A 17,854-nucleotide genomic window follows, 5' to 3' on the forward strand; every position below is an offset into this window, starting at 1 on the left:
ATCTCTATTTGCAACAGTGCCTAATTAAATCCCTTACAATTCAAATTTTTCAGCAACGACTTATCTTTGTTAAAATAGTATTAATTTATTTTTTTTAGGACAAACCTTAACAAAATTACAAATTTGTAATTTGGTTGTCATTTAGGTGTATATATCTAGGAATTAGTATATGAAGAAATTATTTTTTGGTCCAAGATATGATTAGATTCAATAATATATATATGAAGATTGTTTTAGTTATTTTTACTATAGTTTTTTCAACCAGTAGTTTTGCTGATGGGGGACTTCGTTTCTTAGAGAAAAATTTAGAAATAATTAACAATGAAAAAAGCAAAGGGTGTGAAGAGAATTAATTCAAAATTATAATGAAGCACATATAACTAGGAAAACTAAAAATTAGTTATTTTTAGTATGGTGTAACTAAGATTAATTAATTTTTTTAAATCGAATGATAAATATATTTATTGTTTTTAATTTATTCTTTACCATTTTCAAATTTTTAAATAATCCGAAAAGACTATTTTAAACTTTAGGGTTACATATGCTCCTATACATAGGCAGGAATAAATATGCAACTTAGTATATTTGCAACAATAGTACTGGAAAGATTCATGTAATAATGCTTAAAACTCTCTAATTAGTTAGGGAGGCATTGGAATTGGAGAAAGAAGTAAAGTGCCCACTAGCAAATGTGGTTATTGGAGGAATTATCTCATCAACCCTTCTTATGTTGGTTTTATTACCAATATTGTCCCGGTGGATAAATGAAAAGAAAGCTTCTTGACCAATTATAGTAAGCAATTTTTAGCAGAAATATTGAGGCTTACTCAAGTCTCTCAGCTAATCGTAAATAGAATAAGGAAACTATTGTATGTCAGAAGATCATTCTCAGAGCCACGCGGCTGTTACTGAAGAGAATAGTAAGAAGCTAATATTTACTGTAGGTTTGACCACTACGTTTTAATCGTAGAAATTATAACCGTTTTTATTACTCAAAGTTTAACTTTTGTGATTATCTAAAAACACATAGCGGTCGAATGGCCATATTAACTGACTTAAAATCAGTCGCATACTTTAATGTAGCGGTTCTGATAGCACAAAAGTTCGCAGCATGAAAACGGAACCGGCATAATTGATTTATAGTGAACCCATACACTAAGCATAATGATTTAGAGGACGATAATCCCAATGAAAAAATTCCTTTTAGGAGCTGTTGCCGCATCTGTTTTGGCCTTTTCAGGCAATGCTATGGCCAATTTTGTGGCAGGTCAGGACTATCAGGTGGTCGCAAAACCAGTCAAAGTCGAAAAACCGGGCAAAATTGAGGTACGTGAATTCTTCTGGTATGGCTGTGGTCACTGTTTCACGTTGGAACCGCATATGCAGGACTGGTTGAAAAAATTACCCAAAGATATCCGTTTTGTACGTACACCTGCTGCAATGAACCCGCTTTGGGAACAGGCTGCACGTGCTTATTATGTTTCAGAAGCCCTGGGTGTGCGTCAAAAAGCACATTTACAGTTATTCCATGATATTCATGACAAGCAGCGTCCAATTTTAGAACAGGCACAATTGGCCAAGTTCTATACCCGTTATGGTATTTCTGAAGAGAAATTTAACACGACTTATAAATCATTCCCGATTTCGTCAAAAATTGCTCAGGCAAAAAATTTGACTGCTCAATATCAGTTAAGCGGTGTACCAGCGGTGACCGTGAATGGTAAATATATTGTGCAGGGCAATGATGCCAAAGTAATTCAGGTGGTGAATTACCTGATTGAAAAAGAGCGTAAAGCCAAATAAGACGCGATTGATTATCTCTAAAAAAAACCTGCATCGAATCTGCAGGTTTTTTTATTTAAACTGGAGGAATGGTTATTTACGTCCTGACTGCCGGATCTGGTGTTTCTATCGGCGGGCGATACCAGTGTAAAATTCCTCGGAATAAGAGCTGCATCTGCAACACGCTTTGCGCTTTAAAGTCATGGGATTGAATATGAATCGTGGATGGCTTTGTTGCACAAACCTATCTGTAAAGGGTTTTTCAGCGATATAATTTTCAAATGAAGAAGCCTGCACACAAAATCTACCGCACAACCAATTGGCCCGCATATAACCGAGCACTCATGAGTCGCGGAAATATTGCCATTTGGTTTGATCCTGCTACGCAATGGTATGCTCCGTCCATCGGTAAACAAGGGCGAAATCAAACCTACTCCGACGCAGTCATCCAATGCTGCTTAATGATTAAATCCTTATTCCGTCTGTCTTTACGTATGATCACTGGCTTTGTGCAAAGTCTGATTAAACTTTGCGGATTAAATTGGATAGCTCCAGATTACACCACGCTTTGTAGAAGACAAAAGCATATTGATATTGTAATCAGCTACCAAAAAAGTAGCGATGGGCTGCATCTACTCATGGACTCTACAGGCATGAAGTTTCTAGGTGAGGGCGAATGGAAACGCAAGAAACATGGACCTGAATATCGTCGCCAATGGCGTAAACTTCATATTGGTATAGATGCTAAAACCCTACAAATACGAGCAGTTCAGCTTACAACCAATAATGTCAGTGATTCACAGGTGCTTGGTGATTTACTTAATCAGATTCCACAAGATGAGCGGATTGACTCTGTTTATACCGATGGAGCTTATGACACCAAGCAATGCCGTCAGGTCATTGCAGATCGGCAAGCGCATGCGGTGATTCCACCTAGAAAAAATGCGAAACCATGGAAAGATACAAAGAGTAGCTCGCTAGAGCGAAATGAATTACTTCGAGCAATTAAACGTTTAGGCAGGACACTATGGAAAAAATGGTCAGGCTATCATCGGCGAAGTTTGGTTGAAACTAAGATGCATTGCATCAAATTATTAGGAGATAAACTCAGTGCAAGGAGTTTTGATAGCCAAGTCAATGAGATCCATGCACGTGTGGCAGTCCTTAACAGATTTACGGAATTAGGTCGACCACTTACCCAAGTTACGCCTTAAATTTGGCTCAATTAGGGGCGCTTTGCATTTCAAATCTTTGTGCAACAAAGCCAATGTATATAAAAAATGGTTAAATAATTGCAAGGGGGGCTTTAAAACGTTTTAATCGTAAAGCATTTCCTAGTACAAATATTGACGAGAGAGCCATTGCACCAGCAGCAAATACAGGAGAAAGTAGCAGTCCAAATTGCGGATAAAGTACACCTGCTGCAATAGGAATCAGAGCTGCATTGTAAACAAATGCCCAAAATAAATTTTCACGAATATTGGTTATAGTCGCTTTGCTTAAAGCGATAGCATTTGGCACTCCTTTCAGGTTGCCAGACATCAAAACCACATCAGCAGCTTCAATAGCTACGTCTGTACCTGTACCTATTGCTAAACCAATATCTGCTTCTGCAAGTGCAGGGGCATCATTAATGCCATCTCCAACATATGCGAGTTTACCATATTGATTTTTTAATTTTTTAACGGCCTCTATTTTACCTTCTGGTAAGACTTCTGCAATAACCTCATCAATACCTAGTTTTTTTGCAATCGCTTGAGCTGTATGACGGTTATCACCTGTAATCATGGCAACCTTTAAACCTAACTGATGTAACGCTTCAATTGCAGCAAATGTTGATTCTTTAATTGGATCTGCTACAGCAATAATGGCAGCAAGTTTCTGGTCAATCGCAACATAGAGAGGGGTTTTTCCTTCTTCTCCCAAACGATCCGAAAATTGAGAAAAAACATTAGGATTCAAACCTAGTTTTTCCATATATCGATCTGCACCAATATGAACCAAATGTTCAGACACCGTTGCTTCTATTCCATAGCCCGTGACTGACTTGAAATCAGCAACAGGAGACAGAATTAATTCCTTATCTATAGCGGCTTGTACAATTGCTCGAGCAATAGGATGCTCAGACTTTGATTCAACGGCTGCCATAAGTGAAAGTACGGCATTGTATTCAAACCCTTCTAAGACATGCAGATCGGTTAAAATTGGTTTCCCTTCAGTCAGGGTCCCTGTTTTATCAACAGCAACCACTTTAGTTTCTTTGAGCAGCTGCAAAGCTTCCCCTTTACGGAATAAAACACCCATTTCAGCACCACGCCCAGTTCCCACCATGATTGATGTAGGCGTTGCAAGTCCCATTGCACAAGGACATGCAATAATGAGTACCGCAACTGCATTAACTAAGCTAAACGTTAGGGCTGGCTCAGGGCCGAAGATAAACCAAGTAATAAAAGTTAAAAGAGAGAGACCCATTACTACAGGTACAAACCACATGGTAATTTTATCAACCAATGCCTGAATAGGCAGCTTGGAACCCTGTGCCTGTTCAACCATTCGGATGATTTGAGAAAGCACTGATGAACTACCAACAGAGGTGGCTTTGATATTTAAGCTGCCACTTTGGTTAATTGTTCCTCCTACCACAGTAGAGCCTATCGTTTTTTCAACGGGCATAGGCTCGCCAGTAATCATGGATTCATCAATAAAACTTTGGCCGTGAATAACTTCACCATCGACAGGGATACGCTCGCCTGGTCTAATCTCTACAATCGTTCCTGTTTGAACTTCGGCAATCGGAACTTCTATCACCTGATTATTGAGCTGTATTCTGGCAACTTTAGGCTGCATTCCAACTAGATGTTGAATTGCTAAAGACGTTCGGCCTTTTGCCTTGGCTTCAAAAAATCTACCTAATAGAATTAAAGTGATAATAACCGCTGCAGCTTCATAATAAACATTGACCGTGCCTTGTGGCAGGACACTTGGAAAGAAAGTAGCAACCACTGAATAAAGATAAGCAGCCAATGTTCCTACAGCCACCAAGGAATTCATGTCTGGTGCTAAGCGGAATAAACTTGGGATGCCCTTTTTGAAGAAGCGTCGGCCTGGAAAAATTAATGCTACTGTGGTCAAGAAAAATTGCATTAACCAGCTATTTTGTTGGCCAATGTTATCCATCATAAACGTATGAAAGGCGGGAATCAGGTGTGATCCCATTTCTAAAATAAAAACGGGTAGAGTCAATAAGACTGACAGAATTAAATCTTTTTTAAGTTTTTCTAATTCAATATTCTTTTTATCTTGAAAGCTTTCCGTAGTTTGATGAACTGACTTTGCTTCAAACCCTGCTTTGGTGACGGCCTGAATTAACGAGTCACGAGTGACAGATGAGCTTGCCTGAATAGTCGCTTTTTCAGTAGCCAGATTTACATGAGCTGATTCCACACCCTCAACAGATTTTAAGGCCTTTTCTACTCGACCTACACAAGAAGCACATGACATACCCTCAATCGTAAGCTCTATTGGTTGCAGCGCTTCCACTTCGTAGCCTGCTTTTTCTACGGCTTTAATTAAAGTAGCGCGATCAAGTGGTTGATGCGCATAAATGACTGCTTTTTCGGTAGCCAGATTTACATGAGCCGATTCAACACCCTCAACAGATTTTAAAGCTTTTTCCACACGGCCTACACAAGAAGCACATGTCATCCCCTCAATCTCTAATGTTTCACTGTAGTGTGGCGTATCAGTCATTTCGGTACTCATATACGATCTCTATCATTTAGATATGCTGAGTTCTATATGCGAAGATCAGCTCGAACCAAGATTAGGGGGAATTCAGGGATTACTTTTATTTCAAGCAAGTACAGGTTTTATCTGTACGATGAGGAAAATAAGAGAGAGTAAAAGTGGTAAGGAATTCCCACTGTTACTCTAACAGAGATTAAGCAGGATCAGCTGTAAATCCACGCTCACTGAGAGTGGCAATGACTTGATCCTGACTCACCGTTGTGTTGATTTCAACAATACGGTTTTGTAAATCAATATCGAGTGAGGCATTCGAGTCGAGCTCTTTAATTGCGGTAGTAATGCCGCGTGCACAACCACCACAAGTCATATTAGCGATGTGAAATTTCATATGTTGCTCCTTTTTAACAAAACATTTGTTTAAAACATTAGAACAGTAACTCTAAACTTTCACCATACAACCAGCCTTTTTCTGAATCAGTGACTCGCTGTAACTTGGTCTGTTTACAACCTTACAGTTTTCTTCAGAGTATTCCAAAGAAGAGTGTTCTAATGACTACAGTAAAAGTACTTAACCAACATTAATGTGACTTTAAAATGACATTTTTGTCATCTACGATCACTCTGAAATTTATAAGATTAGTTGTTTCAATCAATGGTAGTGAACTGAATAGATGAGACCGTTATGGGTTGAAGATAAGCTAAAAACCGGTGACTACCTTTATGTATAATGCCTCATGATGCGATTTTACTGTTCTGATTGTCGTAAGTTGACAGTCCAGTAGAAACTTTATTGCTCAGCTACAAAAGATAAATGCAGTAATGTTAAATTTCCTCAATTCCCTTATTTTGAAATTCTCTTATTCAATACCCACGACAGTGGTTATATAGCCTGTTGTTAATAGAATTGATAGACCTAATAACATCTCAAATAAAATGGCATGACTAAGGTGTTTAGCGAATTTAGGATGTTGAAGACGCGGGGTGAAATACCATTTGTTGAAGGCAGCTAAAAGTAGAATACCTATAACAAAAAACATTTTAACCATGAAACCATAGCCATATGCAGTATTGATTAAGGTATTAAAATCTTTAATTAAAAGAAGAGCTACACTAGCGCCACAGGCGATTAATATCCCAACAATGAAAGCAGCAATACGTCCAAATACATGCATGCGATCTTTTAAAGGTAAACCACTTATTTCCCGGCTGGTTTTCCATAACGGATATAAAGACCCCATCCATAAAGACATAACTAGAATATGGATTGATAATAAAATTTGAGCAAGTAAGGTTAAATTAGCGACATGTCCGAGCTGGGAAAAACTAAAAATAATCGGGATAAGTAAAATACAAAATATTGAACTTTCAATTATAGAAAACTGACCTTTGTTCCTGTTAACTTTAACCACCATGAGAAGAAGTAAAAGAGCAAAACTAATAGAACGAAGAACGTATATATACCCCGTCGGAGTATTAACCAATATATTAATATACGTGGGGTCCACCATCCCTGTAATACCAGTATTGGCAAAACTACCAATCAGAATAAAAAATCCCAAGGTACTGGAAATTAGGCCTAATCCAGCGCCAATTGTAATATATTTAAGAATCGATTCTTTTAGTTCAAGATATTGTCTAAGTAAAAAATAGCAAAAGGCTCCACCAACGACAAAAGCTAAACTTAAATATAAAATAACCTTAGTTAACCAAGTGGCCCACATCCAATATTCAGAAATCATTATTTTTGTCCATTCTAGAACAACATGCCAGCACCTCACTGACATGTTGAAAGGTAATCAATTCTTATTTAGTTGATTTGATAGTGAAACTATATTCACCATTCATGTTGTGGCCATCTTTCCCCATTGTTGTCCAGACAACGGTATATTTACCTTTTTTCAGTTTCGGAAGAGCGACATCAAAGGATTTCTTTAAGTCATGAGTAACTTCATATTTTAAAGGAACATCTCTTCGCTGAGCATCCAGTAACTTAATATTCATCAACATAACCTCTGCACCAAAGTTAAGGGTCAAGTTCTTTGGTTGACTAAGGACAGATGCATTTTCCGCAGGAATCGCACTCACTAAACTCACATGAGCGAACGTAGTTGTAGTAGCCACAATCATCGTTGCAGCTACTACAACATGACGTAGAGCAGTCATTTTATTTTGAAATAATTTCATTTACGTTTCCTCTTGATTCGTTAGTTCATTAGAGATGACTTTATAAAATCTATATTTAATGAGACCACATCATCTCCTCTTATATTTCAATTATTAGTGAGAGACACAAACAGAGCGATGACTTCAAAATTACATTTTTGTCATTTTTAAAATTTAAAATCTTTAACTATTAAAATAATCTTATTGAAAAATAATGATCATTTAACAAACAAATTATGTAGGTGGTTGATTTATGAAATGTAGTAATCATTTTGTCTAAGAAAATAGTAGCTATTTAATTTTTTATATTTTAGTTTAAATATAAACATGTTATGTTTAATTTGATCTAATATAAATTTATGGGCTAAGCACATGACTCAAACACGTCCAAGAATGACCAAATTATTTGAACAGCTTGGTTTAGCTTCTACTGAAGAAGCAATTGCAAAATTCATAGAGAGCCATCAGCTAGCTGGAGATGTTTTTTTAACACAAGCAATTTTTTGGACTGATGCTCAACGTCATTTTTTAGAAGAAAAACTACACTCTGATGGTGAATGGACGACAGTGATTGATCAATTAAATGAGTCTTTACATGAAAATTCAGTAAAATAATTTTCCGTTAGTATTAAGGATCTACATTCTTCCCTGCATTGAATACAACTCATTCATACAGTAGTACTGTTTTGGAGATGGAATCTCTATTATATAAGTAGTAGATTCCTTACTCTGAAATTTGGATTATAAACCCTAATATTAAAAATAATCTTCTTTACCTTCTATCTAATAAATATACCAATAAGTTTAATAATTAAATTATCCACCCTTTTTTCTATAAAAAACTATTTTGATCAACTGTATTTTTTCTTTAAAGGAATAACAGTGTAAATTACATTAAGAATGTGTCTCTAACTAGCCTTGGAGTCATCTAATCATTTCATTTTTATTTTTTTAAGCACATAAAATCATAACAACTTTAATAGTTTTAAAAGATTAATATTAAATAAAATTTTTGTCATCTCAGCATAGACTATATATTTCGAGAAGATCTCAAAATTACATTTTTGTCATTTTTAAAAATAATTAATTAATAGTGCTAAAATTTTTAAGAGAGACAGAGAATAACCAAAAATTTCATCAGTTTAGTAGTCAAATTCCTAGTCTCTGTTCAGTACTAAAACATAGCTTTTACTTCCAAATTATTTAAAGGAAAAAATTATGATGAAATTCAAAAACATTTTTTTGGGCTTATGTATCGCAGCCGCGTCATTGAATACATTTGCACAGCAATCCGATGAACACAAAGATCACCACCCTGAAAAAACAGCACCATCTGCAGTAACAATTAAGCAAACAGTTACCAGCACCACTGCTACAGATAAAATGGCTGCAATGGATCAACACATGAAGGCGATGCAAGCCATGCATGAGAAGATGATGGCTGCAAAAACCCCACAAGAACGTCAGAAACTTATGGCTGAGCACATGAAACTCATGCAAGGAGGTATGAGTATGATGAAACAGATGGGCAGCCAAAGCATGAATGCAAATATGGCTGACCGTCAGCAAATGATGGAAAAACGTATGGACATGATGCAATCCATGATGCAGATGATGATGGACTGTATGCCTCCGTCAGCAACTAAATAGTTACCCATGAATTAGGGAAAAGCACCATGAATCACCAACACCAAGAAAATAATTCAGTACCTAACTTTTGGTCTACACGTTATGCCATTGGTCTAATCGTGCTGGGTGGTATCGCAGCTTATTTTCTATTAACGGAACATTTAGCCCACGTTATCGGTGCTTTGCCTTATTTATTCCTTTTAGCGTGTCCACTGATGCATATTTTTATGCATGGTGGTCATGGGCATAACCACTCGCAGCAAAAAAAATCCGATATATCTGATAACAAAAAATAGCTCTTATCAGGAGATCCATCATGAATCATGCGGAATCGGCTTATGGTTTATGGACGCTGGTTATCATTAACTCAGCAGTTTTTATCATGTTCGCTTTCAGTTTTTTTAGACCTTCCACTGCGCGCGATTGGCGTACATTTGGGGCCTTTTCGGCTTTTATCATTGCTCTATTTGTCGAAATGTATGGTTTTCCTTTAACCATTTACCTGTTATCTGGTTGGCTTCAAACTCGCTTCCCTCAACTTGACTTACTTTCTCATAATGCAGGTCACTTGTGGTCAACGCTATTAGGTGAAAAAGGTGATCCACATTTTGGCATTTTGCATATCGCCAGTTACGTTTTCTTGGGCTATGGATTTTACCTGTTATCAACGTCATGGCACGTGCTGTACAACGCGCAACGTCAGCATTCTTTAGCGATCACAGGCCCTTATGCACGTATACGTCACCCACAATACGTGGCTTTTGTGATGATCTTGCTGGGTTTTTTATTGCAATGGCCAACTTTACTGACACTGATTATGTTTCCAATCCTACTCTTAATGTACAGCCGCTTGGCAATTAAGGAAGAGGCTGAAATGAGTAAACAGTTTGGCGCTGTCTATGACAGCTATGCTCAACAGACTCCGAGATTTATTCCAAAATTCGGCCATAAAACCACTTTTCCATAAGAGAATTATTTATGTCAGATCAAAAAAATCATAACCAGGACCATATGGCACAGGCTACAACAGACGTACTGAAAGACCCAGTCTGTGGTATGACCGTCACTGAAGAATCGAAATACCATGAGGAATTTAAGGGGAAAACTTACTTTTTTTGCAGTGATAAATGTCAATCAAAGTTTCATAGCAGCCCGGTGCAATATATCGCTAAACCCGCAACGACGACTGCCGATGCACATACACAGCATCATCAGACTGTTCAACACGTTAATGCGGCAAGCACAACAGGTACGACCATCTATACATGCCCAATGCATCCAGAAATCAGGCAAGATCATCCTGGAAACTGTCCTAAATGCGGAATGACACTGGAGCCACTCATTCCTGAATTAGAGGAAGATGAGAATCCGGAGTTACGTGATTTCCGCCGACGCTTCTGGTGGACACTGCCATTGACCATCATCGTGACTTTTTTGGCGATGTTTGGTCATCAAATGAACCTGTTCAATATGGCTGTTCAGAGCTGGATTGAACTGGTGTTGTCACTCCCAATTGTACTTTGGGCAGGTTGGCCATTTTTTTCCCGGGGTTGGCAATCGGTTGTGAATCGCAGCCCGAACATGTGGACGCTGATTGGTTTGGGCACTGGAGCTGCATTTATTTATAGTGTGGTCGCAACCATTGCACCGCAAATCTTCCCAGACTCATTTATTTCCATGGGTCGTGTCGCTGTTTACTTTGAAGCTTCAGCGGTCATCATTTCATTGACCCTACTGGGACAAATATTGGAGTTAAAAGCACGTTCGCAAACTTCTGCTGCAATTAAGTCACTCCTTGGGCTCGCTCCTAAAACAGCTCGCCGAATCCTGCCTGATGGAACTGAAGAAGATGTTCCTCTAACGCATGTCCATGTAGGAGATTTACTCAGAATTCGCCCAGGTGAAAAAGTGCCTGTGGATGGTGTAATCACTGAAGGAAGTAGTTCAGTGGATGAATCGATGCTGACAGGTGAACCTTTACCTATCACTAAACGTATCGGCGATAAAGTCATTGGAGCTACCCTGAATACCAATGGTTCATTGATCATGCGTTCAGAGAAAATTGGTTCAAGTACCATGTTATCCCAGATCGTACAGATGGTGGCGCAAGCTCAACGATCGAGAGCACCAATGCAACGTATGGCTGATCAGGTAGCAGGTTGGTTCGTCATGGCTGTAGTGACCATTGCCTTGCTTACCTTCTTTGGATGGGGACTATTCGGCCCAGAAGAATCAAGCTGGGTTTATGCATTAATCAATGCTGTGGCAGTACTCATTATTGCCTGTCCTTGTGCACTAGGCTTGGCAACTCCAATGTCTATCATGGTTGCGACGGGTCAAGGTGCTACTCATGGTGTGCTGTTTCGTGATGCAGCAGCCATTGAGAATCTACGCAAGATTGACACACTAATCATCGATAAAACAGGTACGTTAACTGAAGGACGCCCTGTATTCGATCGTGTAGTTGCCGCATCAGATTTTGACGAATCTGAAGTATTACGTTTAGCCGCCAGTCTTGATCAAGGCAGTGAACACCCGCTAGCCGAAGCGATTGTAAACGCAGCACACGAACGTGGCCTGTCTCTTGAAACACCAGATAATTTTGAATCGGGCTCAGGGATTGGTGTTCGAGGTCAAGTGGGCGATCGTCAGTTAGCTTTGGGCAACACAGCACTGATGGAGCAATTGGGTATCTCGGTACAATCTCTGATTCCGCAAGCCGAAGAGCTGCGTTCGGAAGGTGCAAGTGTGATGCATCTAGCCATCAATGGTGAATTGGCCGGTCTGCTTGCAGTATCCGATCCCATCAAAAAAAATACCCCAGAAGCACTTGCCACCCTGAAGGAAGCGGGTCTACGTATCGTGATGGCAACAGGAGATGGTCTCACCACTGCCCGTTCAGTCGCAGCACGTCTAGGCATTGATGAGGTACATGGCGAAGTCAAACCCGCAGATAAACTAGAACTGGTCAGCAAATTGCAGAAGGAAGGTCGCATCGTGGCTATGGCTGGTGATGGCATCAATGATGCACCAGCCTTGGCTAAAGCTGATGTCGGTATCGCTATGGGAACCGGGACTGATGTTGCAATGAATAGTGCCCAAGTTACGCTGGTCAAGGGAGATTTACGAGGGATTGCTGTTGCCCGTTCACTTTCGGAAGCTACTGTCGGCAACATGAAACAGAACCTCATGTTTGCTTTCCTTTACAATGCTTTGGGTATCCCTATCGCGGCTGGCGTACTATATCCATTTACCGGTTGGTTGTTGTCACCGATGATTGCCGCCTTGGCTATGAGTTTGAGTTCAGCTTCAGTCATCACGAATGCCCTTCGCCTGCGAAATAAAAAGTTATGATAGAGAGTTCTTTTCTTCCACCAGATGTACCAGGTCTTATTGCAGCACTTGCCATCGGCCTGCTCATTGGTTTAGAACGAGGATGGCACGATCGTGAATTGCCCGAGGGCAGCCGAGTAGCAGGCCTACGTACCTTCACATTGACAGGATTGCTCGGAGGAGTGCTCGGTCATTTACAACCAAACTTCGGGCCTTGGCCGCTGGTCGCGGCCGTATTAGGGCTTTCCTTATTATTAACAGTGTCCTACGCGCGTACCGCAAAACTTTCCGGTAATCTAAGCGCTACCACGACGATCGCGATGCTGTTGACATTAGTTTTAGGTGCATATGCATCCCATGGTAATGTTACTTTAGCATTAACCGCGGCTGTAATCGTCGCTGTATTTTTGGATCTCAAGCCAACCTTACACGGTTGGCTACGCTTGATAGAGCATCGTGAATTAACCGCATCCCTGCAGTTGCTGGTACTTTCTGTCGTTATATTACCCTACTTACCCAATACGGGTCTGGGACCTTTTGCTGCATTAAATCCTTACCAGTTATGGTGGGCAGTGATCCTGATTGCCGGACTCTCTCTGGCAGGTCATTTTGCCATGCGGCTTACCGGTTCAGAAAGAGGCATATTCTGGACAGGTCTATTGGGTGGTTTGGCATCTTCTACAGCTGCAACTGTCGCACTGGCACGCTATACACGCCAGCACCCCGTCATGGTCAGTGCTGCTATTTCTGGAACATTGGCTGCCTGTGGCATCATGTTTTTTCGTATGGTTGTGCTGATAGGCGTCATTGAGCCAGCATTGCTAAGCACTTTTGGTGGTGCAATGATGATTGCGGGAATCCTTCTGCTGGGTATGGCATTGTGGAGACAACGCCAAATTACCAGCGCTGAAAACAACGATCGAACAATAGAAGCAATGGCTCCTTTTGATCTTGGGACAGCATTCAGCTTCGCTGCTTTCCTGGCTGTCATGGCAGTCTTGGTCCCGGCAGCAAAACAATGGTTGGGCACCAGCGGCATCTTCGTATTATCGACTATTTCTGGGCTAGCAGACGTAGATGCTATTTTAGTCTCACTTGCCCGCCTGCATAGTACTGAAGGCTTAACAACAAATGTGGCTGCTGTCGCGCTAGGGCTGGCCACACTGAGCAACATGTTAAGCAAAGCGACAATTGCATGGATGACAGGGGGGGCACAGTTTGGCCGAGCTATCATATTTGGCTACACAATTGCCATGATAGGTGCTGGCGTAGCTCTGGCTCTCAGTTTGAGCTTTATGTAAGGTCAACTCGGGTAAATGGAAGAGGTTCAAAAAATGAGTTAAAATGATTCCCCTTGCATGGATTCACTTTGAAAAACAATGGTAAAAATGATTCGACCATTGAGGGATTCAGCCTGGATGGTCGCCCCAAGCATATCAAGAATAGATTTTGTTATGGCAAGCCCTAAGCCGGTTCCTTCTTCTGTTCTTTGTCTAGACGCATCTGTTCGATAAAAACGATCAAATAATCTGGATAGTTGTTCAGGAGAAATCTCAGGGCCTTCATTTTCAATTGAAAATATTGTGTTATCTAAATTCTGTTGAAGTTTTATCTGTATTGTAGAATTCTTGTTTCCATATTTAACTGCATTAGACAATAGGTTGCTGAGTGCGCGACGTAACATAGCAGGATCACCTTTTACATTGCCAGATCCTGTTTGTTGAAGTGTCATATTTTTTTCGGCAGCTAGAGCGTCATAGAAATCAAATAAAGCGGTAACTTCTTTAATGAGGTCAATATTCTGTAAGTTCTGTAAATTTAAGCCATGTTCTGCTTTTGCCAAGAAAAGCATATCGGACACCATTCGAGCCAAACGTTCAAATTCTTCTAAATTAGAAAATAGTATTTCTTGATAAGTACCAATATCTCGGTTACGGGCGAGACATACTTGAGTTTGGGTCATTAAATTATTAATCGGTGTTCTAATTTCATGTGCTAAATCAGATGAAAAATCGGAAAGTTTTTCTAAAGCTGACTCTAGTCTGTCCAGCATAGCATTGAAGGCGATTGCCAATGATTTTAGTTCGGTTGGTGTATGCTCAACTTCTAAACGTTCTGAAAGATGTTGAGCAGAAATTCCTTCTGCGACCTTAGCCATTTTTTGCACTGGTCTTAAACCTCTCCAGGTTGCAAACCAACCTAAAAACATTAAACAAATTGTACCAGCCAAACCAATATACAAAAGTTGACGCTTAAAATCTTTTAGAAAATGTAGATGTTCTGATGTATCGATCCCAACAATAATTCGTACAGATTGTATTTCAGAATTTCTATTTATACCTGTAGTGTAGATCATGCCACGATAGGTCTTATTTTGAACTTGCCATTTAATCCATGAATTATTTGCTGACTTGATTAAATTTTGAGTATTAATGATTGAGGATGCTGAACTAAATAAAATTTGGCCTGTCGGTCGTTCTATTTGGACCATAAGATCATGGTGTCCAACTAACGCATCTCTTAAATAAAGATTAAGTTCTGGAGAATTTTTAGGATGCTGTTGGAGAAGATTCTGAATAAGCTGGATTTTACCTTCTAATTGGGTACGGTCTTGAGTTTCAAAATGATGCATTACTAATTTATTTATGAACAAACCCATAATAATTAGAATGAAAATAGTAGATAATGAGAAAATGATACCGATCCGGAAACTGATCGCTCTGAATAAATTATTATTCATCCTCTACCTCTAGTACATACCCCATTCCTCGAATATTCTGAATTAATTTGGGAGTAAAGTTACTGTCAACTTTACTTCTTAATCGTTTAATAGCGACTTCAACGACATTCGTATCACTATCAAAATTCATATCCCAAATTTGAGAAGCAATCAGCGCTCTTGGTAAAATTTCACCTCGTCTACGCATAAAAAGTTCCATAAGCGCGAATTCTTTTGCCGTCAGATCAATGCGTTGACCCGCTCGCGTTACCCGACGTTTTCTCAAATCAAGTTCTAAATCAGCAATCTTAATAATATTACTATCTTCTCTTTGTTGCCCTCGTCTAAGGAGCGTTTTTATTCGAGCTAGAAGCTCTGCAAAAGCAAAAGGCTTAACTAAATAATCATCAGCGCCTAGCTCTAATCCTTTTACTCGATCTTCGATTTGATCTCGGGCGGTAAGAAAAAGAATGGGCATTGTTTTACCGCTGCTACGAATATCATTGATAATATTCCAACCATTTAGTCCAGGTAACATCACGTCTAAAATAATTAAGTCATACTCTTCAGAAAGAGCTTGATGTTTACCCGTTAACCCATCTGTAACCCAGTCGGTAATATAGCCAGCTTCGGATAAACCTTGCTTGAGATAATCACCAGTTTTTTGTTCATCTTCAACTAATAGTATTCTCATCTCAGAATCCTAAGTTATTCATTAAAACTATAATAACGTTATAAAACATCTGATCGAGATAGATTACAAAAATGTCATTTTCAAGTCACTTAGATGTTCAGTGCTTCACTTTATTGTAGTAGCAAGAAATTAACTTTTAGAGAAATTTATGAAAACTGTAGTGCGTCGTAGTCTAACAATTTTAATGTGTGCTGGAACTTTAATTGCTGGTACTCAATCTTGGGCAAAAGATGTATCAACCTCAAGTGCCACTAAAACGGTAAAAGCACAGAAACCTTGTACAAAACCTTGTAAAATGGAAAAAGATGACAAGACTCAGCAAGATCATAGTCAACATCAGTCTCCTAACTCATCTGACATGTCAAAAATGGATCATTCCATGATGAATATGGACCATTCTAAAATGGATCATTCAAAGATGAATATGCCTAGTAGCAATAAATAATTTTATAAATAGCGAGAAAGAAGTATTAAAGTTTATACTAAATATTTGCTTTATTACTTCAATCTTGACCTTTCTAAAGGTGAGATAGAATGTCAAAAAAGTTAAGTCATATACTCTTAATTGGAGTTGGTTTATTTTCATCAACTTGGGTAATGGCGGCAGTTAAAGAATATGATTTAACAATCGCTGAACAAACTGTAAATATCACAGGAAAACCAGTTGAGAGAATTACTGTAAATGGTAAATTCGTTGCACCACTTCTTGAATTTGAAGAAGGTGATGAGGCCGTTATCCGTGTTCACAATAAGTTAAAAAATCAGGACTCTTCAATCCATTGGCATGGCTTATTATTACCTGGAATTATGGATGGTGTACCTGGATTTAACAAATTTAATGGCATTGCCCCTAATAAAACTTATGAATATAAGTTTAAAGTCCGCCAAAATGGTACTTATTGGTATCATTCACATAGTAAAGGACAAGAACAAGACGGTTTATATGGTGCTTTTGTTATTTATCCTAAAGATAAAACTCCACTAACAGCTGCTGAAAAAACCGATAAAGATTACGTTGTTTTGCTTTCTGATTTTCATAATTCGACAAGTGATCAAATTATGAAAAATATTAAAAAAGAAGCAGACTACTATCAGAACCGCCGCGAAACAGTATTCGATGTATTAAAACAAGTTAAACGTGATGGGCTAAAAGCGACTTGGCAAGACCGTTCTATGTGGAATCAGATGCGAATGCTGAAAACAGATATGTCCGATGTGACTGGTTATACATTTTTAATGAATGGCAAGACACCTCAGCAAAATTGGACGGGTAACTTCAAAGCTGGTGAAAAAGTTCGCCTTCGTTTTATTAATGCTTCCGCTATGTCATTCTTTGATGTACGCATTCCAAACCTAAAAATGACTGTAGTCAGTGCTGATGGTCAACCTGTAAAGCCCGTTCCTGTAGATGAGTTCCGTATTGGTACTGCTGAAACTTATGATGTCATTGTTGAACCGAAACAAGCCCATTATCAAATCGAAGCTGAATCTATTGATCGTACTGGATTTTCGGTTGGAACCTTACATGAAGAAAGCAGACCAGCAGTCAAACAAATTGAGATGCCTAAGCCTCGTCCTCGTTCTTTATTGACTATGGAGGATATGGGGATGGATCATGGCTCTTCATCTGGTATGAACCATGATATGTCTTCAATGCCAAATAAGACATCTGAAGACCATTCGATGCATGGTATGAATCACGATATGTCTTCTATGAAAGGTATGGATCATGATATGTCTTCAATGAAAGATATGAATCATGATATGTCTTCTATGAAAGGCATGAA

General features: G+C 39.1%; 16 protein-coding genes and 2 pseudogenes. 11 read left to right on the top strand and 7 right to left on the bottom strand.

The window, feature by feature from the left end; genetic code table 11:
- Positions 1 to 871: 871 nt before the first annotated feature.
- Positions 872 to 1,011 (top strand): annotated as a pseudogene (locus F986_RS18725) (cation diffusion facilitator family transporter); the annotation flags it as partial.
- Positions 1,012 to 1,188: 177 nt separating this feature from the next.
- Positions 1,189 to 1,803: a thiol:disulfide interchange protein DsbA/DsbL gene (locus F986_RS12835; protein ID WP_004281881.1), complete on the top strand. Its 615-nt coding sequence runs from the start codon at positions 1,189 to 1,191 to the stop codon at positions 1,801 to 1,803.
- A gap of 76 nt (positions 1,804 to 1,879) precedes the next feature.
- On the opposite strand, the pseudogene F986_RS18730 reads toward F986_RS12835, so the two are convergent.
- Positions 1,880 to 1,993: pseudogene (locus F986_RS18730) on the bottom strand (TetR family transcriptional regulator); the annotation flags it as partial.
- A 70-nt stretch (positions 1,994 to 2,063) separates the two neighbouring features.
- Between F986_RS18730 and F986_RS12840 the strand changes: the two are divergent.
- A complete protein-coding gene (locus tag F986_RS12840) occupies positions 2,064 to 2,996 on the top strand; it encodes an IS5 family transposase (protein ID WP_035332822.1) in 933 nt (310 codons plus the stop codon).
- Positions 2,997 to 3,066: 70 nt separating this feature from the next.
- On the opposite strand, the gene F986_RS12845 is transcribed toward F986_RS12840, so the two are convergent.
- The 4 genes from F986_RS12845 to F986_RS12860 all read right to left on the bottom strand — a co-directional run bounded on the left by F986_RS12845 (position 3,067) and on the right by F986_RS12860 (position 7,713).
- Positions 3,067 to 5,544, bottom strand: coding sequence for a heavy metal translocating P-type ATPase (locus tag F986_RS12845; RefSeq protein WP_004281880.1), 2,478 nt, complete (start codon positions 5,542 to 5,544; stop codon positions 3,067 to 3,069).
- Positions 5,545 to 5,722: 178 nt separating this feature from the next.
- Positions 5,723 to 5,917, bottom strand: coding sequence for a heavy-metal-associated domain-containing protein (locus F986_RS12850; RefSeq protein WP_004281879.1), 195 nt, complete (start codon positions 5,915 to 5,917; stop codon positions 5,723 to 5,725).
- 469 nt (positions 5,918 to 6,386) lie between these two features.
- Positions 6,387 to 7,268 carry a copper resistance D family protein gene (locus tag F986_RS12855; RefSeq protein ID WP_004695733.1) on the bottom strand — a complete coding sequence of 294 codons (882 nt, stop codon included), beginning with the start codon at positions 7,266 to 7,268 and terminating at the stop codon, positions 6,387 to 6,389.
- Positions 7,269 to 7,332: 64 nt separating this feature from the next.
- Complete coding sequence (locus F986_RS12860; protein ID WP_004695736.1) at positions 7,333 to 7,713, bottom strand: copper resistance CopC family protein; 381 nt, start codon at positions 7,711 to 7,713, stop codon at positions 7,333 to 7,335.
- Positions 7,714 to 8,064: 351 nt separating this feature from the next.
- Here F986_RS12860 and F986_RS12865 point away from each other — a divergent pair, with 351 nt between their 5' ends.
- From F986_RS12865 to F986_RS12890, 6 genes are all read left to right on the top strand, one after another.
- On the top strand, positions 8,065 to 8,307 hold the full coding sequence (locus F986_RS12865; RefSeq protein WP_004281876.1) for a DUF2789 family protein: 243 nt from the start codon (positions 8,065 to 8,067) through the stop codon (positions 8,305 to 8,307).
- A gap of 603 nt (positions 8,308 to 8,910) precedes the next feature.
- A complete protein-coding gene (locus tag F986_RS12870; protein WP_004695737.1) occupies positions 8,911 to 9,342 on the top strand; it encodes a hypothetical protein in 432 nt (143 codons plus the stop codon).
- 26 nt (positions 9,343 to 9,368) lie between these two features.
- Entirely contained in the window at positions 9,369 to 9,617 is a 249-nt protein-coding gene (locus F986_RS12875; protein ID WP_004695740.1) for a DUF2933 domain-containing protein, read from the top strand.
- Between the two features lie 20 nt (positions 9,618 to 9,637).
- Complete coding sequence (locus F986_RS12880) at positions 9,638 to 10,288, top strand: methyltransferase family protein (RefSeq protein WP_004663997.1); 651 nt, start codon at positions 9,638 to 9,640, stop codon at positions 10,286 to 10,288.
- A gap of 11 nt (positions 10,289 to 10,299) precedes the next feature.
- Positions 10,300 to 12,675, top strand: a complete 2,376-nt coding sequence (locus F986_RS12885; RefSeq protein WP_004663996.1) for a heavy metal translocating P-type ATPase — start codon at positions 10,300 to 10,302, stop codon at positions 12,673 to 12,675.
- Entirely contained in the window at positions 12,672 to 13,955 is a 1,284-nt protein-coding gene (locus F986_RS12890) for an MgtC/SapB family protein (protein WP_004663995.1), read from the top strand. The genes F986_RS12885 and F986_RS12890 overlap by 4 nt, the downstream gene beginning before the upstream one ends.
- 38 nt (positions 13,956 to 13,993) lie before the next feature.
- Here the strand turns inward: F986_RS12890 and F986_RS12895 are convergent, their stop codons facing one another.
- Entirely contained in the window at positions 13,994 to 15,394 is a 1,401-nt protein-coding gene (locus F986_RS12895; protein WP_004695743.1) for a heavy metal sensor histidine kinase, read from the bottom strand.
- Positions 15,387 to 16,067 (bottom strand): heavy metal response regulator transcription factor, encoded by a 681-nt coding sequence (locus F986_RS12900; RefSeq protein WP_004281866.1) that lies wholly within the window; start codon positions 16,065 to 16,067, stop codon positions 15,387 to 15,389. Before F986_RS12900 ends, F986_RS12895 begins: the two co-directional genes overlap by 8 nt.
- A 148-nt stretch (positions 16,068 to 16,215) precedes the next feature.
- Here F986_RS12900 and F986_RS12905 point away from each other — a divergent pair, with 148 nt between their 5' ends.
- Both F986_RS12905 and F986_RS18615 read left to right on the top strand, forming a co-directional pair.
- A complete protein-coding gene (locus F986_RS12905; protein WP_004695744.1) occupies positions 16,216 to 16,512 on the top strand; it encodes a hypothetical protein in 297 nt (98 codons plus the stop codon).
- 89 nt (positions 16,513 to 16,601) lie between these two features.
- The coding region (locus F986_RS18615) for a multicopper oxidase domain-containing protein (protein WP_004695746.1) at positions 16,602 to 17,854 on the top strand (1,253 nt) is incomplete at its 3' end.

Origin of the sequence: Acinetobacter johnsonii CIP 64.6 (genome assembly GCF_000368045.1) — a bacterium.
GTDB lineage: Bacteria > Pseudomonadota > Gammaproteobacteria > Pseudomonadales > Moraxellaceae > Acinetobacter > Acinetobacter johnsonii.